The following is a 25,344-nucleotide window of genomic DNA, read 5'->3' on the forward strand; positions in this document are numbered from 1 at the left end:
CTGTTGCTGGATGGGCTGTTGCCCGGCCTGCTGCGCCTGGGGCTGCTGGTGCTGCGGTTGCTGTGACTGGTACTGTTGGGATTGCGGTTGCTGCAGCTGCTGGCTCTGGAGCTGTGGTTGCTGCATCTGCTGGCTCTGGGGCTGTGGTTGCTGCGTCTGGGGCTGTGGTTGCTGCGTCTGGGGCTGCTGGGCCTGCGGTTGCTGCATCTGCTGGGGCTGTCGCATCTGCTGGCTCTGGGGCTGCTGCATCTGCTGGCTCTGTGGCTGTGGTTGCTGCGTCTGGGGCTGCTGCGTCTGGGGCTGTTGCAACTGCTGGTGTTGCGGTTGCTGGGACTGCTGGCGCTGTTGCTGGGGCTGTCGCATCTGCTGGGCCTGCGGCTGTTGCAGCTGCTGACCCTGGGACTGCTGACGCTGTTGCTGTGGCTGCTGGCCCAGCTGACTGCCAGCGAACTGACTGCCCTGCCCGCGTGTGGGCGTCTGTTGCTGGTATTCCGACGGCGCGCCCGACAGATCCGGGGCGCCTTGCTGCTGGCCGGCCTGTTGCTGGCCGCTCCGTCGTGTCTGTCGCTCCTGTCCCTCCTGGCCGAACTGGGTCTGGTTGTCCTGATAGCTCATAGTTTGTCACCTGTCGCTGCGTGCCGGTTCGCAACGGACGGTTCGAACGACGGGCTCGACACCGGCAAGCCCGACAGCGGAACGCCCCGGTGGGCGCCCGCCGTCCGGGGATCCATCCGTCGATCCCACTGGGCGCAACGCGGGAAGTCGTTAAAGTGATGGCGTCAGTTCAGCAGGTCTAGAATCGTCGTTACCGCCGCAACACCGCGTTAAAACGCCCGTCGGTGTGGAAGGGAGCCGGTACGAGCGTCGCCGGTCGCGGACCAGGACGGCGCGTTCGCTCGCTCCCGGCGTGAGCGATAGCGGATGGCACCGGCTACTCCCCTGCAACGCGATCGACGCCGTCGCGCGGCACCGTCGTGCGGCGAAATCCGGCGCCAGCCGTCGCGTTCAGCCGGCGGGAACGCCGGAGATCGTGACAGATAATTAAAGAGTGGCGCCCGTTTCTCCGGACGATGATCCGATCGAGGTTGACGGTGGACGAGCGGCATCGCGAGTTCGACGACAGCGGCCGACGCGGGCCCGGACGGCAGCTCTGGGTCGGCGTCACAGGCGGGCTCGTCGCGACACTCGTCATGACGGCGTTCCGGCTCCCGATCAGTCGGTCACTCCCGCCGGCGGACGAGTTCTGGCGGCGGTACGTGCGCAGGGGCGGGTCGGACAGCGCGACGGTCCCGGCGTTGCTGTTGCACCTGCTCTACGGCGCGGGGGCGGGCGTCGCGTACGTGGCGCTGGAATCGCGATTCGCCGGGACAGACGCCGACCGGCCGTCCGAGGCCACCGCCGAACTGCGCGGGGTCGTCACGGCGGTCGGCTACAGTCTCGTCCTGTCGGCGTTCGGACTGCGAGTGCTACTGAACGGGCTGCTGGACGAAGAGCTATCGCCCGACGAGGAGCTGATCTTCCACCTCGGGCACGCGATCTATGGCATCACGCTCGGGGCGTGGCTGGGGTCGAGAGGGACGCCGGAGTGAGCGGCTGAGGGTGCCTCGGCGCGCTACCGCATCGCCATCTGCTGGCTCTGTTGCTGGGGCTGCTGCTGGAGCGACTGGGTCGCCTGGATCACCTGTGAGAGGACCTGCGCGCACTCCTGGCAGTGGGCGTGCTGGTGGCGGCCGCACTCCTGGGCACAGGCCTGTAGCGCCCCCTGGAACGCCTGGAGGACCGGCTGGGTGTACCGCGAGTTGCGCGGGGCCAGCGCCAGCACCGTCTCGCCCAGCTCCGCGACGTCTTCGCACAGGCGGATGCACTCTATCATGCTGGGGTCGGCCTCCTGGACGCACTGGTCGGCGCACCACTCGCACACCTCGATGGCCTGGGTGACGTTCGTGAGCGCGCTCCGCTGCTGGGCCGAGAGGCGTCCCTGCATCTGCTGTCCGCCTCTCCCCTGGCCACCCATCTGCTGGCCACCTGTCTGTTGACCGCCCGTCTGCTGTCCGCTCATTCGCTGGCCGCTCATCTCCTGACCGCCCGTCTGGTGCTCGAACTGTGCTCCTGGCTGGAACTGTGGGTTTTGCTGTGACATTGGTACTCGTGGCTCCGGGGAGCCATCCGGCGGTACTCCGATGAGTCCGGTATAACGGACCGATCGTTCGCAGTCGTAGTCGAGCGTTAGACCGAGTAAGTGTGGTCGTGGTCGGCGAGCGGACCGGTCGCTTCGAGGGGGGTCGGGACCGCTGGTGGAGCGGTGCGACGGCCGACGACACCGAGCAGTGAGCACTCGAACGTACACGAGAAAACCGGGAGACGGCGAGGTGTTCGCAGGGTAGTTTCCAGTTGCTTCCGACCGTCGTCGCATACCTAATTGGTTACGGGAAGGGCTTACCTCCCCGTCTGTTCTCTACCCAGGTACACCACGCGATGGGTGTGGACGAGAGCAACAATGAGCAACACTGTACCCACGGACTCCGACGTCCGATCGGTCGCGACCGACGAATCGTCCGTCGACGAACTGTTCGACGTACTCACCACGGAACGGCGTCGTCGCGTCCTCTCGATCATGGGGGGCTACGATTCGCCAGTCCCCGTCGAGCGGCTGGCACAGGACGTCGCCGCCCAGGAGGCGGACGTCGCCGCGATGACCGTCCCGGAGTCGACGGTCCGCGACGTGCACGTCTCCCTTCACCACCGGCACCTCCCGAAGCTCGACGACGCGGGACTCCTCGACTACGACCACGACGACCGCACCGTCGCTCCGACGACCGCCACCGACGGCGTCCCCATCGACATCGAGTGACGCGGCGACCCATCGCCAGCGAACGAGGGGGCGCTCCAGGGCCTCCCAGGCTTGGTACCCCCTGTCACGTTTGTCAGCGCAACCCATTACTCTAGAAACTGAGAAGTCCGACGTTCGGTGGTGCGCGACTGGCGAGGGCCACGACAGCGTCCGTCGTCGTGGAACGCCCGTTGAACTGCCGTGAGATGGGATTTCGGTGCGAGATTTTGGAGGGGCCACCTACAGCGGACGGGCCGAACAGACCGGGGGTACCACCCATCGAGGGGAAGCGACGGGGCGTCGACAGGGCGGTTCTGCGGTCGATGTGACCCGGTAGCGGAACGGTGACGGGCCTCTCCGTGGCCCGCTGTCGGTGGTGGTCTACCCGCGCGGGCCGCGTGTCGGAACGTGTAATTCCAGCTTCAGTAATTTTTAGACGTAATCGAAACTAGATATTGGGGCCGCCCGTCACGCTCCGTCGAACAACGACGTTAGGGAAGGGCCCGTCTGGAGAGGGCCTGTCAGGGCCGATCAGGGCACGGAACGACAGTCTCAGGTCACGGCAGTCCCGGGTTACGGTAGTCCCGGGTCACGGCAGTCCCGGGCCGGTCGTAGGCAGGGCGTACCCACCGGCGGCGACGCCCCGGCACGACAGGAGCACTCGGCGCCCATCCGGCCGCCTTCCCGTCCTATGGCGAGTGTACTCCCGGATAGCGACTGAGTAACCAAACGGGCATCGCGCGTCGGTTTGCGTGCGCTCTCTGCGCGATCCATCGATGCCCGACCCTGTTCAGGCGGACCACGCCACGACGCAGCAGACGACGAACGACTCGCCCCCGGACCGGTCCGGCTGGGGGGTGTTGACGACGACTCCCGTCGTCGGCGCCGTCTGCGCCCTGGGCGCCGCCGCGGTCCTCGGCGACCTCGTGACGACCGTCTACGGGCTCGGAATCGGGTTGCGCGAGCAGAACCCGTTCGTCCTCGCCATCCTCTCGCAGTACGGGGTCGCCGGACTGGTCGGGCTCAAACTCGTCGCCGTCTCCTGGGTCGCGACCATCTGGCACGTCCTGGGGCGGCGCTACGGCGTCGCCGCGATGGCAGGCCTGGCGCTCCCACAGGGAATCGCCGTCACGCTCAACGTCCTCACCATCCTCAACGCCGGCTAGACCTCCTCGAAGGCGAGCGACGGGTCCGCGTTCCCGTTCGCGGCCGACTCGAGCGACCGGACCCCGTCTGCCAGCGACTTCACGGTGCCGTCGACCTGCCGGGGATACACCTCCTGCAACTGGCCGTCGTCGTAGAGCGCGAGACATCGCTGGGGGAGGACGACGCGCCGGAACGAGTCACCCGAGAGCGACGACTCGACCGTCGACCAGGTGAAGAACGGGTCGATCGACGTCCGTCCGTCCACACACCAGCTGTGGAACTCCCGGACGCGGTCGGCGACGTGCCTGCCCGTCCCGACGGTCGCGCTGGCACCGTCGAGACAGACGGCGTCACCCCACACCGTGAGGTCGACGTCGTCGACGACATCGCGCCGTTCGAGGTCGCGCAGTCGCTCGACGATCTCGTTCTGTTCGGTACTCGTTCCGCACGGCGCGAGCGAGCGGACGTACAGTTCGACTCTCCGTTGTGTAGTGCCTTCCATCGTCGGTGGTCCTCCTGGTCGCGTTCGCAGTCGGTTCGGCCACGTGAGTCCTCGGTCCCGGCCCGCACGACTGCGGGTCGCGCCGAGGCCGTCGTCGGAGCGCTCGCATCCACGTCTCGCTCGGCGAGTCCGAGGCGACACCTCGCGGCCGGACGGAACGGGGCGTCGCTGTTCGTTCACGGTCGAACTGGATCGAGCGCACTGGCCCACGTCAGCGCGAACGTCGTGCCCGACACAGGGGGACACCGTCTATTAAACGCGCCCCACTGTTCAGTACACCTGGTGGATACTACTGGACCCTAAGCCACGGCTGACGTTCGTGAGCGTTTCGAGTAGGTGCGGGAAAACACGAACACGTGACGGAATCGGACGGACGCGGTGGGGGATCAACGCTGTCACCCCGGCCCTGGATGGGGTGGAACCGGATATCGTGAGCGCAGCCGCGGACACGAAAGAGCGGTAAAAAGGGGCACTTGGGGTGGGATTCAGGGTGGGGTGAGAGCGTGCTGGGGTGGGCAGTCACATCGCGCAGGGAAGCGATAGCCGACTTCCCCAGTGGGGGACAGGCGAGCCATCCCTATTGTTATAACTCAGTTATCCGAATTCGTGCGGTGCTATGGGCTGATTTCGACCTGGCCGTCCGCGATCTGTCCAGCGTCTCGGTAGTCCGTGACACGGTCGCTTCGAATGAGGTCAGGCGCCGAACATCCCACGAATTGGGGCTTCTCCGTAGCGATCTCCGGTATCTATAAGGCAGCGTTACCACCTCGAAAAAGGCGTCATAACAATACCCCGCCGTCTCTGAGGAGGTTCCAATGGGTCAGGATACTACGGCGCAGCGTGACGTACCAGACCGACTTCCGAGTTCGGTTCTTCGGTTACTCGCGCCGGAACGCCGTCGGGCAGTCATGCGGGCGCTGATGGACGAGCCCAACACGACACATCGCATCGACGACATCGTCAACGCCATCGAAGAGACCTACAGCGACATCGGGCAAGAATCGTCGAACCGCACGTACCTGCGGTCCTCGCTCCACCACACCCACCTGCCGAAACTCGACGACGCGGAAGTCGTCGAGTACGACCCCGACGACGGCACCGTCCAGTACCGCGGCGACCCGCACATCGAACAGTGGGTCGACCAGATCGACCGGATCGACGAGGACTGACGGTCGGCCGAACGCGAGAAGCTCTCTTTGTGACGCGGCCACGGCCAGAACAGTCAGCAGAAGCGGCTGTCAGCGGAACCCGTTCTCAGCGGAGCCGCTTGTACGTCTTCGCTGCGAGCGACATGCCGGGGCTGGACTTCTCCAGGCCGTCGTAGGTCTCGAGCGTCGGCGCGAACTTCGCCTTGTACCGGGAGAGTCGCGGCTTGTTCGCGCCGACGAGGTCGTACCGGGTGACGCCGCGCTCGGCGGCCTCGTTGATGACGTGCCAGTGGACGACGTCGTTGACGTCGAGGTCCACGTCGGGTTTGACGACGCCCTGCCACCCGTAGGCCGTGTCGCCGTGTTCGAGCGTGAGCGAGCCACCGACGGCCCTGCCGTCGACCTCACAGACGTAGGGCCGGACGACGCCCTCGGGCGCCCGCTCGTACAGGTCGGTGACGAAGTCGGTCGTCAGGGGATACCACTCGTCCTGTTCCTCGTGGCGACGGCGCACCTGGTCGACGATCGTGCGAGCGGCGTCGGCGCCGCGCTCTTCGACGACGCAGTCGGCGTCCCGGGCGTCGCGGACGTTCTTGCGCGCGTCGCGGCTGAACCGGTCGAACAGCGCGTCCGGCCCGTCCGACAGGTCGACGACGTAGGTGAAGTTCGGCGTCGACTCGTACCCCTTCCAGGTGAACGGGCGGGTGTCGCGGTAGCGCGTGTGCGTCCGCACGTGGACGTAGCGCGGGCCGAACTGCTCGTCGACGTAGTCGAGACAGCCCTCGACGAACCGGCGATTGCGACGCTCCGCCTTGCTCGGTTTCAGCTTCGCGACGTTGAGTAGCGTCGGGCCCAGGTAGGTGATCTTCAGACTCGGTGGCGGCGAGAACGCCGTCGCGACGGGCCCCTTCCGCACGACGAAGACGGGGAAGAGCCCGACCGGTTCCTGGCCCTTGTACCCCACGAGGGGGTGGAGGGTCGCACCCGCGTGGTCGGCGACGACTGCCAGGAGCGCGAACCGGTGGAACGGCGTCGCGCCCGGCGACTGCTCGACCAGCCGGTCCCACTCCGAACGCTGCTCGCGCGTGAACTCCTCGATCTCGATACTCATCGCGTGGCCACCCTACGTCCTGGCCGGTGTCGTGAAGCACCCATTCAACACACTGTCCCACGCCCCCCGGTAGAAATGTTATTTGCCGGCGTCTCCGGCGAAGGGTATCTATAACAAAACGCTCGTTGCGACTAGGTCGTCGTAACCACTGATGATCGGGACACAGCAGTCGTACGCACCGACCGCAGCGGCCACGGGCGGTTCCGGGGCGGGTGATGACCGATGACGACAGCACCGTCGACTGACAGCGAATCGGGGCGGATCCGCTCGCTCCTGACGGGGTTCCCACTCGACCTCCTGGCCGTCATCGTCCTGGCCGCGCTCGTCTTCGCGGTCCTGCTGGGCTCGGACGCCGGCTACTCGTGGCCGCGGGCGCTCGTCGGTTCGGTGTTCGTCCTCGTCTTGCCCGGCTACGCGCTCGTCTCGGCGCTGTTCCCCGGACGCCCCACCGGAACGCGCTCGCACCCGGTGAGCGCGTCGGCGTACAGCCCCGGGACCATCGAGCGGTTCGGGCTCTCGTTCGGCTTCAGCCTCGCCCTCCTGCCGATTCTCGCGGTGGTCCACGGCCTGCTCGGGATCCCCTTCGAGACGGCCACCGTCGTCACCAGCGTCACCGTCCTGGTGGTCACGCTCTCGGTCGTCGGCATCGTCCGGCGGGTCGCGCTGTCGCCGAGCGAGCGGTACAGCCCGCCCTCGCTACTCGGCTACGGCGCGCGGACCCGGGACTGGCTGGCCGCCGGCACGGCGACCGACACCGTCCTCAGCGCCGTCCTCGCCGTCGCCGTCCTGCTGGCCGTCGGGAGCCTCGCGTTCGGGCTGACGGGGCCGACCCAGGGCGAGTCCTACACCAGCGTCTCGCTGGTCACCGAGACGGCCGACGGCGACTACGTCGCCTCCGGCTACCCGACGAACCTCACCGCCGGCGAGGCCCGCGACCTCACGCTCGAAGTCGAGAACCACTACGAGGAACCCGCCGCCTACACCGCCGTCGCCGAACTCCAGCGAGTCGACCGCAACGGGACCGACGGCGTGGCGGTGACCGAGCGAGAGCGCCTCCAGACGCTGGAGTCGCAGGTCCCGGCCAACGAGACGTGGCGGGCAACCCACCAGGTCGAGCCGTCGATGTCCGGCGAGGACCTCCGCCTCGCCTACTACGTCTACCGCGGCGAGGCGCCGGAGACGCCGTCCGCGGCGAACGCCGAGGGCCACGTCCACCTCTGGGTGACGGTAGAGTAAGGCGAGCGTCTCACGCGGCCAGAAGCGGTTTTCTCGTCAGGCGCCATCGTTCCCCAGCTTCTCGGCGACGTGTGCGGAATCGCGCCGTCGCTCCTCCCGGAGAGTCACCGATGGGTACTCCTCGTCGTCCAGGTCAGCACTCGTCGCGAGTGCCCCCCTGATCTCGGCCGGAGGCTTCACCCGTCGAAGCACGACTTCCCCGTCGTCGGTCTCCACGAACGTGATTCGGCCTGTTCCCTCCAGGCCGAGAGTGTCGCGAACCCGCCGAGGTATCGTGACCGTCCCGTCGCAAGCGACGGATGCTGTCGGTTCGTTCGATGACCCAGTCATACGCGACGGCTCGTCGCCCTCCTACCTGGGTCCACCTGTGGCCCCGGTCCCTGGTCGCGCCGGTACCCGAAACGACCCGTATCGGCGGAACGACAGTGAGCGGCCGGCGAACCGACTGCTGCGGCGAAAAAGAGGAACGGGAGCGACTACAAAATCCGGATCAGTCCCACGGCGCCGATTACCAGGATGCCGAGGCCGGCGAGGGCCAGTTCCGTGCTCTGGCTGCTGGTCGGCGCAGCGTCCGTGCTCTCGGTATCGGTGCCCGAACTCTCGGCGTCGCCCCCGGTGACGGTGTCGCCCTCCGTGTCGGTGCTACCGTCGGCCGACGCGACGGTGATCGTCTCCTCGGTGCCGGCCACCGAGACGCGCGCGTCGCCCGCCGCGTCGAACGACGTCTCGAAGGAGACGGTCACTGTCTCGCCCGCGGGGACGGTAACGTTCCGCGAGTCGACGAGCGTCCCCTCGACGGTGAGATTCACCGTCCGGTTGGCGTCGAGGTGGCCGTCGTTGGCGAGCGTCGCCTGGACGGTCGCTGACTCGCCGGCCGTCGCCGTGCCGTTGGTGCCGATGGCCGTCGCGGTCACGTCGGACGCGACGGCCGCGACCACGACTCGATCGGCGTCGGCGGTCGTCGCATCGAGGACGGTCGTCGACCCGTGCTCGACGACGGTGTGGTTCAGCGCCGTCACGTTCGAGCCGTCACTCGCCAGGACCCGGAGTTCGCCCGACTCGCCGATGGCGGCGCGGTCGACCGCGAACCGGTAGGTGACGTTCGCGACGGTCGACCCGTTCTCGGTGCGAACCTCGTACAGCCCGGCGTCGGTTCCAGTGGGTGCGCTCACCTCGTCGCTGGGGACCAGCGTGAGGTTCAGCTGGTCGGCGTCGGTGTCGGGAACGAGTTCGACGGAGCGCAGGCCCGTAGCGTTCTCGGCACCGAGGACGTCGGCCGAGACGGCCTCGCCCTCGGCGGCGTTCTCGACGGTGACGACGAGTCGCCCGTCGTCGGTCTGGGAGACGCTCGCGCTGGACGACTCGGCAGCGGGTGGCACTGCGCCGCCGGTGCCCCCGGAGCTCCCGTCGCTGCTGGGGCTCCCGCCACTCGGGCTACTGCTGGGACTGTCGTCACCGGAATCGTCCGTCTCGTCCGACCCGTCCGAGTCGTCGCCATCGTCGGCGTCGTCGGCGTCCTCGGAGCCGTCCGACTCGTCGTCACCGCTCTCGTCCTCGGAGCCGTCGTCGGTCTCCTCGGCTTCCACGGTCACCGGCACGGTTGCGTCGTCGGTGTTGTTCGCGTCGTCGGTCACCGTGAGGGTGGCCTCGTACTCGCCCGTGCTCGCGTACGCGTGTGAGACCGTGGCGCCGTCGCTCGCGTTCCCGTCGCCGAAGTCCCACTCGTAGGCAGTTATCTCGTCGTCGTCCGTCGACGCGGTACCGTCGAACGCCACCGGCTCGCCGGGTGCGACGGTCGTCGGGTCGGCGCTGGCCGCGGCCGTCGGGGGCGCGTCGGGTGCGGTCTCGACGGTCACTTCCGCGGTCGTTGCGTTCGTCTGGTCGCTCCCGTCGACGACCGTCACGCCGACGGTGTGGGTGCCGGCGTCCGCGAAGGTCCGTTCCAGCGTCGGGCCATCGGCGTCGACGGTCGCCCCGTCGACTGTCCACTGGTACGCGACGATCCCCTCGTCGTCGGTCGAGCGGCGCGCGTCGAACGTCGCTGGCTCGCCGGCCGTCACTGGCTCGGGGGCGTCGAGGACGGCCGTCGGTGCTTCGTCGGTGTCCTGGGCCTCGACGGTGACCGGGACGGTGGCGGTGTCCGTGTTGTTGGCGCCGTCGGTCACGGTCAGCGTGGCCTCGTAGGACCCGTTCTCCGCGTAGGCGTGCGTGACCGTCTCGCCGGTGACCGGCTCGCTGCCGTCGCCGAAGTCCCACTCGTAGCCCTCGACGCCGAGGTCGTCCGTCGACTCGCTCGCGTCGAAGGTGACGTCCTCGCCGGGCGCGACGGTGGTCGGCGAGACGTCCGCGTTCGCCTCGGGGGCCGTCTCGTCCTCGCCGCAGATACCGCGCTGGATCGTGATCGGCTCGGTCATGTCGAGTTCGGTCTCGGTGCCGTCGCCGGAGCGAGCGACCCAGCTGGTCGTCCGGTTGTCGTCGTCGCCGGACCAGTTCCACTCGCCCCAGGCCCGGGCCTCCTCGTTGAAGGAGGGATCGACGGTGATGGCTCCCTCGGCGTCCATCTCGTGGAGGCCGCGGTAGGCACCGCCGTCGGAGCGGTCGGGCTGCCACATCCAGTCGACTGTCGTCGACGAGTCGTCGATCTCCCAGTTGTCGTCCTGACTGTCGTTCTGGTACGTGTCGTCCTGGACGGCCCACGCCCCCTCGGGGAGGTCCGAAATCTGCATCGTGATGGTGCCACCGAAGGGCTGGGGTTCGCCGTCTTCCCGCGCGTCGTGGAGGAAGACGAGGCTCGTCCCCTCGGACCCCTCGTAGACGAACACCTTGCTCACCTGGTTGTCCTGCAGGTGTTCGGTGCCGTAGGAAGAGTAGTCCCAGGCAAACGCCTCCGTGTACGGAGTGCGATAGTCGTAGAACGCTTCGACCGTCTCCGTGCCGTCGCCGTGGGGTTCGAGCAGGACGCACTCGCCGCCCTGCTCGACGACGTACGTGTCGGCCGTGTCGGAGGTGTTCGCTGCCGTCGCAGGCGCGCTCGCAAACGTGAGCGCGGGTGCGGCCACCACCAGGATCAGCACTGAGACGACGCGAAGAGAGCCGGGTTTCGAATGTGTCATTGTTTGGAGGACACGCCGCATCGGGCGTTAACGGGTAGTTGTCACTGAACATCCCTTTGTTATGGTTAGGTGACCGCAGCCAAGGGACGTGAACGTCGCATTAAACACGCACCTACGACCGGCACCCGCCGCCGTCAATCCTGGTCCATCGGCCGCTGGGCGACGACCCTGGGCTCGTCCTCCACGGCGCTCTCGCGGATCGTCTCCATGATCTGGATGGTCCAGTGGGCCTCCTCCAGCGGCGAGGGTAGGTCCCGATCCTGGATGAGCGCGGCGGCCTCGGCGTCGAACTGGTAGTAGTGCGGGACGGCGTCGCGCTCGACCTCCCAGCTGTCGTCGCGCTTGCGCTCGACGACGTCGTAGACGTTCTCCAGCGTCCCCCTGACCCGGTCGATGACGTGGTCGACGTTCGTCATCGCGCGCATGACCGGCGAGGACTGGTAGTCCCGGTCGAGCGTCGTGACGGTCTGGGAGACGACGTCGACGACGATGCTGCCGTCGTCGCCGTGGATGGTGAGCGTCTTGTGGGGGATCTCGCTGGCGACGATGGTGCCGCTGCAGAGCACGTCGTCCTCGCTCGTGAACTGGAACTGGACGCCGTCGTAGGCGAACTCGCCGTCGTACTCGCGCCGGCGCTGGGAGCTGGCGTCGATGTCGTCGGCGCTTCTGGGATACCCCCCGAGATTCAGCAGCATGTAGATGGGGTGGGGGAACCCCTCCTCGAACTCGCCGCCGGGGAGTTCGTGGGCCCAGGCGCCGCGTTTGACCTCGTCGGGCCAGGTCTCGCCGGCGTACAGCATGTCGACCGAGCGGATCTGCCCGATGTCGCCGCGCTCGATGGCCGCCCGGGCCTTCCGCATCGCCGGGTCGAAGTTGTGGTTGTGGACCACGGAGACGGGCACGTCGTGGCGCTCGGCGACGCGGGCCAGCTCCTCGGCCTCGGCCACCGTCTCGGTGACTGGCTTCTCGATCTGGACGGGGACGCCATCCTCGATGATCGTCGTCGCCAGGTCGAGGTGCGTCTGGACGGGGGTACAGAGGTGGACCCAGTCGAGGTCCTCCCGCGCCAGCATCGCCTCGACGTCGGTGTAGGCCTTGAGGTCGTACTCGCGGGCCTTCTCGCGGACCGTGTCCTCGTCGACGTCGCAGATGGCGACGAGGTCGGTCATCGCGAGTTTGTCCAGCCCGTCGAGATGCCTGTCTGAAACAGTCCCGCCACCGACTACCGCAGTCGTGAGTGACATTGTAGGCATCAGCGCCACGTGAGGCCATTGTTATGGTGGGGGTTGCGTCCGATAACCCCGATATACCGCCACTGCGTCGCGTATCGGTCGCCTTCGTATACGAAGTCCTACAGCGTCACACGCTTCGCGGGTCGACGGCGCGGACGATCGACGCGACCCCCGGCCAGCCGTCCCGACGCCACAGCAGGAGGGCGACGCCGAGCAGCGATAGCTCGACGAGGAGGAAGGTGATCCCCTGTGGCGTCCGCAGGAAGGCGAGGAACTGGACGACGAGTTCGAGGACCCGGCCCGCGAACGCGTCCGTCTGGGACGGCGGGATGTCGACGAACGGCCAGAAGAGAAAGGCCAGGTTCGGCGGGTCGCCCAGCACCATCGGGTAGACGACGTCCGCCGGGAGGTGGACGAGGTACGCCAGCGAGAACGCCGCGCCCACGTCCGCCCGCCCGTACCGGCGTGCGACGAGGTAGACGACGACGGCGGTGGGGGCGGCGACGGTCAGGGAGTGAGCCAGCGAGTGGCCCGAGGGGAGCAGCGACGTCCGCCAGCCCAGTGGCTTGTCGATCAGGTCGGGCAGCTGCGAGCCGACGACGGCCGCGATAGCCTCGGCTTCACCCGGCGGGCGCCTGCTCCGTCCGCGACGCCACAGCGAGACGGCGAGGTAGCCGATGGCGAGGTGGTCCCACGGCCACATCGCTACTGGCGGCTACTCACCCTGCTACGGTCGGAAGTGCTCATCGTCGTCTCCTGGGTGACGGAGCGGTATAGTTAGCTGGACTGTACACGCACGCGGCGGATGGCGTCGGCGTCCGGGCCTGCGGCAGACGGCGTCGCTCGCACCCATTTCGCGAGCCAGGCGACTAGACCCACCTTACCGGGCCTCCCGAGATGGATAACAAAGGGTACAGCCCGCGCGCTGTCGACAATATGCCCATCGAACGGACGAAGTTCCAGGAGACGGCGGGGATGGTGCCGACGGGGGTGGCGGTCGTCACGTTGCCGCCGGCCGCCTGCCCGCACGGGGTGACGGTCAACTCCTTCGACATGGTGTCGCTGTCGCCGCCGCTGGTCTCCATCGCACTGCCCGACGGGACGAAGGCCCACGAACTGCTCCGGGAGACCTCCATCGACGGGTTCTGTCTGAACGTCCTCACCGCCGACCAGCGCCGCCTGGGCCGGTACTTCGCGGACGTCTCCGACCTCTCGGAGAACCCCTTCGTCGCCGAGCCGGTCCGGACGGCGGCCTCGGACGCGCCCGTGTTCGAGGACTCGCTGGCCTACATCGACTGTTCGGTCCACGACAGCTACGAGACCGGCGACCACACCATCTACGTCGGGGCCGTCGAGAGCGCGGACGTGCTGAACCGGACCGCGACGCCACTGACCCACTTCCGCAGCGACTGGCACGCCGCCCCGGAATGAGCGGGGAAAGAGCCCGTGCGACCCTACAGGTCCTCCATAACAAACCACCTCTCACGGCCATACAGACACCAATGACGCGACTGAACAGATCGACGGTCGACGCGCCACAGACGACATCGTCGTTCACGCACAGGGGGTCCGATGTACAACGATAAGACCGTCGCCGTCGTGATCCCGGCGTACAACGAGGAAGCGTTCATCGCCGGCGTCGTCGAGACCGTCCCCGACTTCGTCGACCGCGTCTACCCCGTCGACGACTGCTCGACGGACGGCACCTGGGCGGCGATCCAGGGGGCCGCCGAGCGAGTGAACGACGCCGGCCTCGACCGGGACAGCCCCTTCGAGGACCGCGTCGTCCCCATCCAGCACGCGGAGAACCGCGGCGTCGGCGGCGCCATCAAGACCGGCTACCTCCGGGCGCGCGAGGACGCCATCGACGTCACCGCCGTGATGGGTGGCGACGGCCAGATGCGCCCCGAGGCCCTGGAGCTGATCGTCGAACCCGTCGCCACGGGCCGGGCCGACTACGCCAAGGGCAACCGCCTGCTCGACGAGCAGTTCCACGAAGACATGCCGCGCTTCCGGTACGTCGGTAACCGCATCCTCACGCTGCTGACGAAGATCGCCAGCGGCTACTGGAACGTCGGCGACCCCCAGAACGGCTACACGGCCATCTCGCTCGAAGCGCTCGAACGGGTCGAGATCGAGGAGATGTACGAGTTCTACGGCTACTGCAACGACCTGCTCGTCAAACTCAACGTCGCTGGCATGCGCGTGGTCGACGTCCCACGCCAGGCCGTCTACGACGACGAGGAGAGCCACATCGACTACCGGACGTACATCCCGAAGGTCTCGGGGATGCTCGCCCGGAACGCCCTCTGGCGAGTCTGGGCGAAGTACGTCGTCAGCGAGCGCCACCCGGTCGCGCTGCTGGCCGGCGTCGCGGCGCTGGCCGGCGTCGCCGGCGTCGGCAGCCTCCTCAAGCGCATCACCGGCTTCGGCGACGGGGCGTCGCGTCTCGGGACGCTGGCGACGCTGTTCGGGACCGCCGTGTTCGCCATCCTGGCCATCGACCGCGAGCACGACGACCACCTCGACGGCCAGACCGAGTGGAAACCGGAACCGGACTCCGTCGAGCAGTCGATGGTCGAGGAGGCCGACCAGCGGACCCAGATTCGCCACCAGGATTGAACGGTAAGGTCGTTTCCGACACGGATTGCCCCATCATAACAATCAGGGATCGCACCAGAGAGACGGACAAGTGACTGACGACAACCGAACCCGGCGTCGATACCTGAAAACGCTCGGCGGCGTCGCGGGCCTCGCAGCGCTAGCGGGGTGTTCCTGGCTCGATCCGGGTCCGGGGCCGTCGGAGACGGAGACGCCGACGCCAGACGGGGGGACAGAGACGCCTGGGCCCGACGGGACGGAGACGTCGTCGGAGCCGCCCAGCGGCGAGAACGTGATCGACATCGTCGAGGCGGGGGCCAGCCCCGACGGCGACGAGCCGACCGTCCCCGTCCTGGAGGACGCCGTCGGCGACGGGAAGACGCTCTATTTCCCGCCCGGCGAGTACCTCCTCACCCAGGAGTGGCGTGTCAGGGACCTCACCGACCTCAGCGTCGTCGGCCGGGACGCGACGCTCCGCGTGGAGGAGGGGTTCGACGACTCCCTGTTCGTCCTCGGGAACGCGGACAGCGCGACCGGCCTGACCATCGAGGGCCTGGCGTTCGACTTCAGCGCGCCGAACACGGGCGGTCGGCCTATCCACGGCATCGTGACGGACGGCCTCTCGGTGACGGACGTCAGCGTCACCGGCACCGTCGACGTCGACATGGACGTCATGCGCTTCGACGTCACCGACCCGCAGGGGAACGGCGTCGTGAAGCGGATGAATCTGCCCGACGGCGCCTCCGCCGAGTACCCCATCACGGGCTGTTACGTCGGCGAGAAACACACCGGGACGTTGCGGTTCGTCGACTGCCACATCGCCGGCTTCCCGGACAACGGCCTCTACGCCTCCTCGGCGACCGGCAAGGTGGTCGTCGAAGGAGGTCTCTACGAGAACAACAACGTCTCGAGCGTCCGCGTCAGCGGCCCCGCGGAGGTCCGCGGCGTCACCGTCCGCTGTGACCGGGCCCCGAAGGGGTTCGGCAACATGCGCGGGATCCGGCTCCGCGAGGGCTCGAACGTCCTGGTCGAGAACTGCGAGGTCGAGATGAAGAAGGTCACCGGGAGCGACGGCGCCATCACCATGTCGAGCTGGCTCGACCGGGCGACCATCCGCGACACGAACGTCACCGTCGACGCGAACGACGTCGCGGCCATCCTCGCGAAGTCACCCAACGACCGCCCCGACGGCCCGGACGGCGACGGCGACGACTTCCGCATCCGCGTCGAGAACGTCACCATCTCCGGGTCGGCCGAGAACACCGCCGCCGTCCGCCTGCTCGAACGTGAGGGCTGTCTCGTCGACAACGCCTGCATCGTCCAGACCGGCTCCGCCCGCGACGGCATCCAGTGCACCCGCGTCAGCGACTCGACGCTCTCCAACAGTTCGATCAGCGTGACCGGCAGGCCGGTCGTGCTCAACGACGCCACGGTCACCCGCGAGGCGCTACGGACGAGCCGACTCGGCGCGAACGCGGCCGCCAGCAGTGGGAACTGCCAGCGAGAATAGGCGGACAGCTAGCCGCTGCTCGTTCCGCTTTTCTGCTTCGTCACTCCCCGGAGAGGTAACCCAGGTGCGCGAGGCGCTCCTCCACGTCCTCGTCGTCGGTGTCGGTCCGTTCCGTCGCTTCGAACTCGGGATAGCGGCGCACGGGCGTCTCGTCGACGACGGGGAGGGGGTCGCCGTCCATCCGGTCGCTGCGCGGGACGCCCAGCGACGTGAGCACCGTCGGGGCGACGTCGAAGAGGTGCGCGTCCGCGAGCGACGCGGTCTCGTCGAAGGCGTCGCCGGTGGCCGCGACGATGCCGTCCCGTTTGTGATTCCAGGGTTCGAACGGCTCGTCGTCGAACAACTCGCCCAGCAGCGAGACGTTCAGCGTGTGCTCGAAGTCGGTCGGGACGGTGACGACGTCCGGCGCGCGCTCGACGAAGGGGCCCGAGAACACGTCCTCGCGGGGGAGGACGTCCTCGAAGGCGGGCTCACCGTCTGGCGTCTCCAGCGCGCTGAGCGCGTCGATCAGCTCGTCCCGGTGGTCGTCGTAGGCCTCCGGCGGGACGACGCCGTCGGGCTCGCGGCCCGCGACGTTGAGCCGGACGCCCAGTTCGATGCGGTCGCGGACGAACGCGCGCGAGCTGGAGAAGTCGACCTGCTCCGTTCCCGCACGCACTGCGTCGGTGGGCGCGTGGCGCGCGACGAACTCCGCGAGGCCGAGCGGTTCGAGGACGGCCTGGATGCGCTGGCTGGTCACGCCGAGCTTCGAGGCCGTCGCGGCCAAACGCTCGGCGGCGCCGGGGGACGGTTGGCCGCCCTCCTCGCCGTCCTGGAGCTGGTTGCGCGCGATGGCGTCCCAGGACGGCATTCCCGTCCCTTCCGTCGTCGATTCGACGAACCCGGTCTCGCGGAGGTACTCGTTGAGGCGGACGTCGTACCCGTCGTACTCCCCCATCCCGTGGTCGCTGACGAGGACGACGTTGTCGGGGTCGCACTCGTCGAGGACCTGCCCGACCGCGTCGTCGACGGCGCCGTAGATTCGCCGGACCGCCTCGTCGTCGTCCGGGCACGCGTGGAACACGCTGTCGGTCTGCTGGAACTCCAGGAAGCCGAAGTCGGGGTCGTACCGGTTCGCGAGGAAGCAGAACGCGTCCCCCCGGCTGCGTGCGTGGGCGGCTGCCTCGTCGAGGTCCGTCTCGCCGGGCCTGTCAAGCGGACTGTACACGTCGTAGTCGCCGACGGCGTCCTCGACCTCGCCGAGGATCCCCTCGGGGTGGCACGCCGGGTTCTCGGGCGCGATGTAGCCGGGCAGGAGCGCGCCGTCGAACTCGCGCGCTGGATGGGTGACCGGGACGTTGACCACGACGCTCGTGAGGCCGTGCCGGTCGAGCAGTTCCCAGAGCGCGAACTCCTCGACGTCGGAGCGGTTCACCACGTCCCACTCGTAGCCGTCGAAGCGGAGGAAGCCGAACACGCCGTGCTTGCCCGGATTCACGCCGGTGTACAGCGACGGCCAGGCGCTCGGGGTCCACGGCGGGAGTTGTGACGTGAGCGGACCGCTGGTCCCGTCACCGAACAGCGCCTCCACGTGCGGCATCACCCCGTCCTCGAACAGCGGCGCGAGGATGGACCGGCAGGTCCCATCCAGCCCCAGTAACAGCGTCTGCATCTACCAGAACTGACGGCGGCCAGCGGTTTGTAATGGCCGTCATTCCGACCGTTCAGACCGCGTTAATCCGCCCTTAGACCCGGCTCGGATCCGCAGTACGACTGCCATACGGACCGCTCCGATCCGGTAATACGATCCTAGCGCGGGGAGTCCGTCTGACGATTCGTGACTGCAGTCCGGCGCGGAATTTACGCAGCGTAGGAGATAATTAACGACCGGTGCCACGCATCTAGCCTCCAAGTGGTACGTATCTGGCCGAAAGTAGGGCCCTATTACCGACTTAGTAGCCCCTTCTGGTCAGAAGCGTTAATGAGGTAAGTCCAGGCTACCCGACTATGGCACGACGAAGTGCGGAAGAGGAGACGCCCGACACGAGCAAAACAAATCGACGCGCGTTCATGAAGACGGTCGGCCTGGCCGCGACGGCCGCGGTCGGAACCGTCGCCGTCGGCAAGCGCGGATCGGCCGCCACGACCGTCGACCTGGCCGATAAGGGGCTCACTAACGGCGATAACATCGACTCTTACCTCGAGGAACACTTCGTGAGCGGCAACGAAGTCCACATCCCGGCCGGCGAGTACGAGTACACCGGCGACGGCATCGGCGGCGACAAGTCCAACTGTGCGCTCGTCGGCTCGCCCGAGGGCGTCACGTTCAAGCGACCGGGCACGGACACCGTCATCCGGCCCACGCTCTGGGCCAGCTCCGGAACGGTCCGCATCGAGAACATCACGGTCAAGGGCAAGACCGGGGAGGAGCAGTCCCGCTGGCGCGTCGGCGCGGCCCCCGACGCGGAAGTCCAGATAGTCAACGTCAACATGCCCGACGGCACCGTCGACGGCTCGGACTCGACCGGTATCTACGCCGGGACCGACCACGCGGGCACGCTCACCGTCCGGCACTGCTACTTCTCCGACTTCGGCAACATCGCGCTGTACGTCTCCGACCCGTACGTCGAGGGCAACGGCAAGGTCGTCGTCGAGGACTGCGACTTCGTCAACACGGGCATGTCCGCGCTGCGCCTGGCCCCCGACAACAGCGAGGTGCGGCGCTGTTACTTCGAGTCCACCGAGAAGGCCGCCTCCAGCCACGTCGGCTGGAACCAGCGCGGCATCAAGATCGACGACGCCGGCGACGACGTCCTCATCGAGGACTGCGACTTCCTCTGGCACGACCCGGGGACGATGGCGATCAACTTCGACGACAAGGGCGAGGGCGGCTCCGGCGTCATGCGGAACCTCCGCATCGAGAACCAGAGCTCCAACCCGACCTTCATCGACGAGTGGGGCGCCGGCAGCAACTGGGAGGGCGAGAACATCCACCTCACCGGCAGCGGCACCCACGACGCGCCGAGTAGCTTCGACACGGTGACCGGCTCGAACGCGAAGTCCCCGAACACCGACTACGCCATCTGGACGCCCCAGAACGGCGACGGCAGCTCCAGCGGCTCCGACGGGTCGACTGCCACCGCGACGGCCACCGCCACCGCCACGGCCATCGCGACGGCCGACTCCGGTTCGTCCGAGGCCATCCCGGTCGACGGCCAGACGCTCGTCCAGGCCGAGAAGGGGACGGTCGGTGGCGACTCGAGCGTCCGCACCGTCCACGACGGCTACTCTGGCGACGGCTTCGTCGACCTCGAACCGCCGTCCGGCGGCTCAGTCGAGTGGACGCTCGATGTCGCAGCCGCCGGCACCTACGACGTCTTCTTCACCCACTCGCAGGGCGACAGCGCGGCCCGGACGGCCGACCTGACCGTCAACGGCGAGACCAGCCAGATAACCTTCGAGCCGACCGGCGGCTGGAACACCTGGGAGCGCTTCGCGGTCACCGCGACGCTCGCGGAGGGCGAGAACGTCCTGCGCGTCGAGACGACCGGCGAGGACTCCGGTCACATCGACCAGCTCGAGTTCGTCCCCGTCGACGTCGAGACGGAGACGCCCCAGCAGACCGAGACGGAAACGGAGACGAGCGACGGCGGGTCGGGCGGCTCCGGCGACGTCGACTACGACACGGTCCTCGTCATCGACGGTACCGGCGACGTCGAGGAGACGGCCCGGTACACGTTCACCGTCTCCGGGGACGTCGTGCGCGACGAGAACCGCTCGGAAGTTCGTGACGACGGCATCGCCTGGGACCGACTGTCAGACAGCGTCAGCGGCCAGCGCGTCGTCGGCGTCGTCGGCAACGGCGTCGACGCCTTCGGCTACACCGGGAACGTCACCGACATCGACATCCGGGGCGAGGCGACGTTCACTATCGTTCACCTGTGATCTCGATGTCGAGTAATTGGCAACGTGTTCCGGAAGACCCGGACCCGAAACAGGACCTGGGCTACGACATCGAGGACCTCACCGTCGTCGAATCGCCGACGGAGTCCCACGTCGTGTTCCTCCCGGCGGCGGAGAGCCACCTCGACGACGAGGCGTTCATCATCGCGGACGCCGACGCGGTCTGCACGCCCGACCGGTGAGTACCGTTCGCTGAGCCGGTACTCGCTCCGTTCCGTCCTCCGCTGACGCCCCGGTCGCCCTCCACTGCCACGCTCTCTCTCCCGCTCTCTCTCCGTTCTCTTCGGCAGGTCCGCGAGTATCCGGCAGCTACAGCGCCGGCGAGGGTGCTCGCCGGGCCGGAAGCCTCCGCATACCAATGGTCACGGATCACGGAACAACTGGACACATGCACGCGGTCATTCTCGCGGCGGGCCAGGGGACGCGCCTCCGCCCGCTGACCGACGACAAGCCGAAGGGGATGGTCGAGGTCGACGGCAAGCCCATCCTCACCCACTGCTTCGAACAGCTGGCCGCGCTCGACGCCACCCAGTTCCACGTCGTCGTGGGCTACCGGAAAGAGGACGTCATCAGCCACTACGGCGACGAGTTCGAGGGGATACCGATCACGTACGCGCACCAGCGCGAACAGGCCGGCCTCGCTCACGCGCTACTCACCGTCGAGGACCAGATCGACGAGGAGTTCATGCTGATGCTAGGTGACAACGTCTTCGACGCAAACCTGGAGGACGTCGTCCGGCGCCAGCGCGAACAGCGCACGGACGCCGCCTTCCTCGTCGAGGACGTCCCCTGGGAGGAAGCCTCGCGCTACGGGGTCTGCGACACCAACAAGTACGGCGAGATCACCGAGGTGCTGGAGAAACCCGACGACCCGCCGTCGAACCTCGTGATGACCGGCTTCTACACGTTCACGCCGGCGATCTTCCACGCCTGTCACCTCGTCCAGCCCTCCGACAGGGGCGAGTACGAGATCTCCGACGCGGTCGACCTGCTGCTCAAGAGCGGGCGCACCATCGACGCCATCCGGATGGACGGCTGGCGCATCGACGTCGGCTACCCCGAGGACCGCGAACGGGCCGAAGCGCGTCTCCAGGAGCAGGCGCCGGCCGCCGACTGACAGTGACCCACGTCGAGCCCACGAGTCCGTTTCGTCGAAACCACGGTACAGAGCGAGCGACGCGTCCGCCGGGAGTGCGGACGGCAACGACCGGCGTGGGTCGCTATGACGTGTGCCGGGACAGATCGGGGGAGGCTAACGTGACAAAATGTCGTCAGGGGACCAATAACAAAGCCCAGTCTGTGGGTGTGTTGGTACCGACGCACCCGAGGGTGCCAGTATGGAGTTGACAGCAATGTACGTTGGAAATCCAGCCAGTCGGAAGCGAACGGACGCCGCGGCAGCGACGACGACCACCGGGGGGAGCCGATGACCGACCTGCGCCTCGGCGACGGCTGCGTCGTCGACGACACGGTCGACGTCCCCAGTTCCGGCGACGGGGAGGCCCCGCGGATCGGCGACGACGCCACCGTCCGGTCGGGGACGATCATCTACCCGGACGTCGTCGTCGGCGACGGCCTGCAGACGGGCCACCACGTCGTCGTGCGCGAGCAGACGGTCGTCGGCGACGACGTCGTCCTGGGGACGAAGACCGTGCTCGACGGGCGCTGCGAGATCGGCGACGGCGCCAGCCTCCAGACGGGCGTCTACGTCCCGCCCTACAGCGACGTGGGCGACCGGGTGTTCCTCGGGCCGAACGCGGTCCTGACGAACGACCCCTACCCGCTCAGGCAGGACTGCGACCTCGTGGGCCCGACGCTGGGCGAGGACGTCAGCGTGGGCGCGAACGCGACCATCCTGCCAGACGTGACCGTCGGCGACCGGTCGTTCGTCGCCGCCGGCTCGGTCGTCACGGAGGACGTCCCGCCGGAGACGCTCGCAATCGGCGTCCCGGCGGAGCACCGCCCGCTGCCACCGGCACTCGACGCCACGAACCTGCAGGAATGACGCGGGACTTCACCTATCGAACCTACGCGCGCATGCTCGACGCGGCCGTCGACGCGGGCTACGAGTTCCTGACGGTCCGAGAGTACCTCGAGCGGGAGACGCTGCCGCCGCGCTTCCTGATCCTGCGCCACGACGTCGACCGGAAGCCGGCCAACGCGCTCGACTTCGCCCGGATCGAGGCCGAGCGCGACGTCGCGGCCACCTACTACTTCCGGACCGTCGACCGGACGCTCGACCCCCACGTCATTGGGCGCGTCGAGACGCTCGGCCACGAAATTGGGTACCACTACGAGGACCTCGACCGGGCCAACGGCGACCCCGCCGAGGCGCACCGGTCGTTCGCGACCAACCTCGCACAGCTACGCGAGTACGCCACCGTCGACACCGCCTGCATGCACGGCAACCCGCTGACGACCTTCGACAATCGCGAGATGTGGGGCGACGACCCCGACTTCGACCGCTACGACCTGCTCGGGGAGGCGTACCTCTCGGTCGACTTCGCGGACGTCACCTACTTCTCCGACGCGGGGCGGACCTGGCGTGACTGCCCGCTGAAGGGCGACGACCACGTCGTCGGCCAGCGGTTCAAGACGGTCCAGGCCGACCGGACCGCCGACCTGGTCGACCTCTTTCGCAAGCGGCGGGTCAGTCGCGCCTGCCTGCACGCACACCCCAACCGCTGGGCGGACAGCTACCCCGAGTTCGTCGCAGAGCGGACGAGAGACGCCGCGGTCAACGCCGCCAAACGAGGGCTGCAGTTACTATGATGAAGGTTCACTTCGACGTCGGTCACCCGGCGCACGTCCACCTGTTCAAACACGCTATCGACGAGGTCGAGGCACGCGGCCACGACACCCTCGTCACCTCCCGCGAGAAGGAGGTAACGACCCAGCTACTCGACGCCTACGGCGTCGACCACGTCCCCATCTCGAAGAAGGGAACGTCGACGTTCGACCTGGCCAAGGAGTGGCTCGTCCGCGAGTTGAAGCTCGCCTGGCACGCCCGGCAGTTCGACGCCGACGTGATCGCGAGCCACTTCAACCCGGGCGCGGCCCACGCCGCGGCCGTCACCGGCACGCCGAGCGTCATCTTCAACGACGACGAGGTGGCCGTCGAGACACTCGGGTCGGTCACGCACCCCTTCACCAGCGTCGTCGTCACGCCCGCCTGCTTCCGGAACGAGCTGAACGGGGACCACCGGACCTACGAGGGGTTCCACGAACTGGCCTACCTCCACCCGGACCGGTTCGAACCCGACCCGGACTGCCTGACCGAGCGCGGCGTCGTCGTCGACGAGCCGTACTACGTCCTGCGGTTCGTCGCCTGGGGCGCCCACCACGACGTCGGCGAGTCCGGGTTCTCGCGGTCGGCCAAGCGCGAACTCGTCGAGTACCTCGACGAGCGGGGCCAGGTGTACATCACCAGCGAGGACCCGCTGCCCGCGGCGTTCGAGGAGTACCGGCTCCCGGTCGACCCCGCTGCCATCCACGACCTGCTGTACTACGCCGACGGCTACGTCGGCGACTCCCAGACGATGGCGATGGAAGCGGGCATCCTGGGAACGCCGGCCGTCCGGTCTAACTCCTTCGCCGATAGCGACGACGTCTCGAACGTCACCGCCCTGGAGGAGGAGTACGGCCTGCTGCACTCCTTCGGCGACGAGCGGGCGGCCGTCGAGATGACGAAAGAACTCGTCGCGGACCCCGATACCCAGGCCCGGTGGGAACAGCGCCGGCAGGAACTGATCGACGAGAGCGTCGACGTCACCGACACCATCGTCGACGTCGTCCTGGAGGTCGGTCGCGATGAGTGAGAGCGAGTGGGTCCCGGGGGACCACGAGTTCGCCCTCTGTCTCACCCACGACGTCGACCGGCCGTACAAGACCTACCAGTCGCTGTACTACGCGCTCAAGGAGCGGGACCCCTCCCACCTCCGGGGCCTGCTGCCCGGCTCGAACCCCTACTGGACCTTCCAGGAGATGCTCGATCTCGAGTCCGAACTGGGGGTCACGTCGGCCTTTTACTTCCTCAACGAGCAGGACCTGTTCGCCGACCGCCCGCCCCGGGACTGGCTCTCCGGGACGGCCTGGCAGCTCTACGCCGGCCGGTACGACATCGAGGACCCCGAGATCATCTCGCTCATCCGGGAGATCGACGACCGGGGCTGGGAAGTCGGCCTCCACGGCTCCTACGAGTCCTACGCGGACCGCGAGATGCTCGCCACCGAGAAGCGCCACCTCGAGGACGTCCTCGGTCACGAGGTGATCGGCGGCCGCCAGCACTACCTCAACATCGAACGGCCGGAGACGTGGACCTACCAGCGCGCCGCCGGCCTCCAGTACGACGCGACCCCGGGGTCGAGCCTCGACTACGGCTTCCACGACGGCTACGACCCCTACCGGCCGTTCGACGACGCGTTCGTCGTCTTCCCGCTGACGCTGATGGAGTGTGCCCTGCCCGACCCGGGGGCGAACTTCGAGAAGGCCTGGCAGATCTGCGAGCGGTTGCTGACCGAGGCCGCGGCCAACGACGCCGTCATGTCCGTCCTCTGGCACCCGCGCTTCTTCAGCGACGACTACCCCGGCTACGACGTGATCTACCGGCGCATCGTCGAGAAAGCCCTGGAGATGGACGCCTGGGTCGGCGCGCCGGGGACCCTGTACGAGAACCTCGACCACCAGTCGGCGCCGCAGGCCGTCGCCGAAGAGCGCGCCAGCCAGTCGGCCGACTGACCGGTCGTCCCGTCGCGTCCCAGCTGCTACGTGGATTTCAGACTGATCAATCGAGCAACGAACGAGCGAACACCCACACACCTCTTTTCCCGAGAGTTCCCAAACAGAAGCGTTCGCTTCTTCCAATAGATAGGCTCGTGGGGAACCGATCTCTCGGGAAAAGCGGTGTGTACTCCATGTCAGCTGTACTGGCACGAAGTTCCCCCTCTACTATCCCCATTGCTACTCGTAGCGGA

General features: G+C 67.8%; 24 protein-coding genes. 16 read left to right on the forward strand and 8 right to left on the reverse strand.

The window, feature by feature from the left end:
* Window positions 1-75: 75 nt before the first annotated feature.
* The gene (locus tag AC5FRV_RS15055) at window positions 76-774 is read left to right on the forward strand and encodes a hypothetical protein (RefSeq protein WP_493561913.1); all 699 of its coding nucleotides are present in this window, start codon (window positions 76-78) and stop codon (window positions 772-774) included.
* Window positions 775-1,070: 296 nt separating this feature from the next.
* Window positions 1,071-1,589 (forward strand): hypothetical protein, encoded by a 519-nt coding sequence (locus tag AC5FRV_RS15060; protein WP_493561914.1) that lies wholly within the window; start codon window positions 1,071-1,073, stop codon window positions 1,587-1,589.
* A gap of 23 nt (window positions 1,590-1,612) precedes the next feature.
* On the opposite strand, the gene AC5FRV_RS15065 is transcribed toward AC5FRV_RS15060, so the two are convergent.
* A complete protein-coding gene (locus tag AC5FRV_RS15065; protein WP_493561915.1) occupies window positions 1,613-2,140 on the reverse strand; it encodes a four-helix bundle copper-binding protein in 528 nt (175 codons plus the stop codon).
* A gap of 357 nt (window positions 2,141-2,497) precedes the next feature.
* Between AC5FRV_RS15065 and AC5FRV_RS15070 the strand changes: the two genes are divergently transcribed.
* Both AC5FRV_RS15070 and AC5FRV_RS15075 read left to right on the forward strand, forming a co-directional pair.
* A complete protein-coding gene (locus tag AC5FRV_RS15070) occupies window positions 2,498-2,851 on the forward strand; it encodes a DUF7344 domain-containing protein (protein WP_493561916.1) in 354 nt (117 codons plus the stop codon).
* 755 nt (window positions 2,852-3,606) lie between these two features.
* Window positions 3,607-3,996: a hypothetical protein gene (locus tag AC5FRV_RS15075; RefSeq protein ID WP_493561917.1), complete on the forward strand. Its 390-nt coding sequence runs from the start codon at window positions 3,607-3,609 to the stop codon at window positions 3,994-3,996.
* On the opposite strand, the gene AC5FRV_RS15080 is transcribed toward AC5FRV_RS15075, so the two are convergent.
* Window positions 3,993-4,478 (reverse strand): HTH domain-containing protein, encoded by a 486-nt coding sequence (locus AC5FRV_RS15080; RefSeq protein ID WP_493561918.1) that lies wholly within the window; start codon window positions 4,476-4,478, stop codon window positions 3,993-3,995. The genes AC5FRV_RS15075 and AC5FRV_RS15080 overlap by 4 nt on opposite strands.
* A gap of 815 nt (window positions 4,479-5,293) precedes the next feature.
* Here AC5FRV_RS15080 and AC5FRV_RS15085 point away from each other — a divergent pair.
* Window positions 5,294-5,647 (forward strand): DUF7344 domain-containing protein, encoded by a 354-nt coding sequence (locus AC5FRV_RS15085; protein ID WP_493561919.1) that lies wholly within the window; start codon window positions 5,294-5,296, stop codon window positions 5,645-5,647.
* A gap of 85 nt (window positions 5,648-5,732) precedes the next feature.
* On the opposite strand, the gene AC5FRV_RS15090 is transcribed toward AC5FRV_RS15085, so the two are convergent.
* Window positions 5,733-6,737: a GNAT family N-acetyltransferase gene (locus tag AC5FRV_RS15090; RefSeq protein ID WP_493561920.1), complete on the reverse strand. Its 1,005-nt coding sequence runs from the start codon at window positions 6,735-6,737 to the stop codon at window positions 5,733-5,735.
* 222 nt (window positions 6,738-6,959) lie between these two features.
* Here AC5FRV_RS15090 and AC5FRV_RS15095 point away from each other — a divergent pair, with 222 nt between their 5' ends.
* Window positions 6,960-7,973: a DUF1616 domain-containing protein gene (locus tag AC5FRV_RS15095; protein WP_493561921.1), complete on the forward strand. Its 1,014-nt coding sequence runs from the start codon at window positions 6,960-6,962 to the stop codon at window positions 7,971-7,973.
* Between the two features lie 36 nt (window positions 7,974-8,009).
* Here AC5FRV_RS15095 and AC5FRV_RS15100 read toward each other — a convergent pair whose 3' ends face one another.
* The 4 genes from AC5FRV_RS15100 to AC5FRV_RS15115 all read right to left on the reverse strand — a co-directional run bounded on the left by AC5FRV_RS15100 (window position 8,010) and on the right by AC5FRV_RS15115 (window position 13,021).
* Window positions 8,010-8,303, reverse strand: coding sequence for an AbrB/MazE/SpoVT family DNA-binding domain-containing protein (locus tag AC5FRV_RS15100; protein WP_493561922.1), 294 nt, complete (start codon window positions 8,301-8,303; stop codon window positions 8,010-8,012).
* 146 nt (window positions 8,304-8,449) lie between these two features.
* Entirely contained in the window at window positions 8,450-11,086 is a 2,637-nt protein-coding gene (locus AC5FRV_RS15105; protein WP_493561923.1) for a PKD domain-containing protein, read from the reverse strand.
* A gap of 134 nt (window positions 11,087-11,220) precedes the next feature.
* Entirely contained in the window at window positions 11,221-12,330 is a 1,110-nt protein-coding gene (locus AC5FRV_RS15110) for a Gfo/Idh/MocA family protein (RefSeq protein WP_493561924.1), read from the reverse strand.
* 115 nt (window positions 12,331-12,445) lie between these two features.
* On the reverse strand, window positions 12,446-13,021 hold the full coding sequence (locus tag AC5FRV_RS15115; protein ID WP_493561925.1) for a metal-dependent hydrolase: 576 nt from the start codon (window positions 13,019-13,021) through the stop codon (window positions 12,446-12,448).
* Between the two features lie 194 nt (window positions 13,022-13,215).
* Between AC5FRV_RS15115 and AC5FRV_RS15120 the strand changes: the two genes are divergently transcribed.
* The 3 genes from AC5FRV_RS15120 to AC5FRV_RS15130 all read left to right on the forward strand — a co-directional run bounded on the left by AC5FRV_RS15120 (window position 13,216) and on the right by AC5FRV_RS15130 (window position 16,429).
* Window positions 13,216-13,749 (forward strand): flavin reductase family protein, encoded by a 534-nt coding sequence (locus tag AC5FRV_RS15120; RefSeq protein WP_493561926.1) that lies wholly within the window; start codon window positions 13,216-13,218, stop codon window positions 13,747-13,749.
* A 141-nt stretch (window positions 13,750-13,890) separates the two neighbouring features.
* Window positions 13,891-14,940 (forward strand): glycosyltransferase family 2 protein, encoded by a 1,050-nt coding sequence (locus AC5FRV_RS15125; protein WP_493561927.1) that lies wholly within the window; start codon window positions 13,891-13,893, stop codon window positions 14,938-14,940.
* A gap of 70 nt (window positions 14,941-15,010) precedes the next feature.
* Window positions 15,011-16,429, forward strand: coding sequence for a right-handed parallel beta-helix repeat-containing protein (locus AC5FRV_RS15130; RefSeq protein ID WP_493561928.1), 1,419 nt, complete (start codon window positions 15,011-15,013; stop codon window positions 16,427-16,429).
* Between the two features lie 40 nt (window positions 16,430-16,469).
* Here the strand turns inward: AC5FRV_RS15130 and AC5FRV_RS15135 are convergent, their stop codons facing one another.
* On the reverse strand, window positions 16,470-18,080 hold the full coding sequence (locus AC5FRV_RS15135) for an alkaline phosphatase family protein (protein ID WP_493561929.1): 1,611 nt from the start codon (window positions 18,078-18,080) through the stop codon (window positions 16,470-16,472).
* Window positions 18,081-18,415: 335 nt separating this feature from the next.
* Between AC5FRV_RS15135 and AC5FRV_RS15140 the strand changes: the two genes are divergently transcribed.
* From AC5FRV_RS15140 to AC5FRV_RS15170, 7 genes are all read left to right on the forward strand, one after another.
* A complete protein-coding gene (locus tag AC5FRV_RS15140) occupies window positions 18,416-20,353 on the forward strand; it encodes a hypothetical protein (RefSeq protein ID WP_493561930.1) in 1,938 nt (645 codons plus the stop codon).
* A gap of 5 nt (window positions 20,354-20,358) precedes the next feature.
* On the forward strand, window positions 20,359-20,553 hold the full coding sequence (locus tag AC5FRV_RS15145) for a hypothetical protein (protein WP_493561931.1): 195 nt from the start codon (window positions 20,359-20,361) through the stop codon (window positions 20,551-20,553).
* 206 nt (window positions 20,554-20,759) lie between these two features.
* Window positions 20,760-21,488: a UTP--glucose-1-phosphate uridylyltransferase AglF gene (aglF, locus tag AC5FRV_RS15150; protein WP_493561932.1), complete on the forward strand. Its 729-nt coding sequence runs from the start codon at window positions 20,760-20,762 to the stop codon at window positions 21,486-21,488.
* Window positions 21,489-21,797: 309 nt separating this feature from the next.
* Complete coding sequence (locus AC5FRV_RS15155) at window positions 21,798-22,376, forward strand: acyltransferase (protein ID WP_493561933.1); 579 nt, start codon at window positions 21,798-21,800, stop codon at window positions 22,374-22,376.
* Window positions 22,373-23,143, forward strand: a complete 771-nt coding sequence (locus tag AC5FRV_RS15160; protein ID WP_493561934.1) for a hypothetical protein — start codon at window positions 22,373-22,375, stop codon at window positions 23,141-23,143. Before AC5FRV_RS15155 ends, AC5FRV_RS15160 begins: the two co-directional genes overlap by 4 nt.
* Complete coding sequence (locus AC5FRV_RS15165) at window positions 23,140-24,189, forward strand: DUF354 domain-containing protein (RefSeq protein WP_493561935.1); 1,050 nt, start codon at window positions 23,140-23,142, stop codon at window positions 24,187-24,189. The genes AC5FRV_RS15160 and AC5FRV_RS15165 overlap by 4 nt, the downstream gene beginning before the upstream one ends.
* Window positions 24,182-25,108, forward strand: coding sequence for a polysaccharide deacetylase family protein (locus AC5FRV_RS15170; protein WP_493561936.1), 927 nt, complete (start codon window positions 24,182-24,184; stop codon window positions 25,106-25,108). Before AC5FRV_RS15165 ends, AC5FRV_RS15170 begins: the two co-directional genes overlap by 8 nt.
* The last annotated feature ends 236 nt before the right edge of the window (window positions 25,109-25,344 follow it).

The sequence above is a fragment of the Halomicrobium sp. HArcel3 genome, from assembly GCF_058933135.1.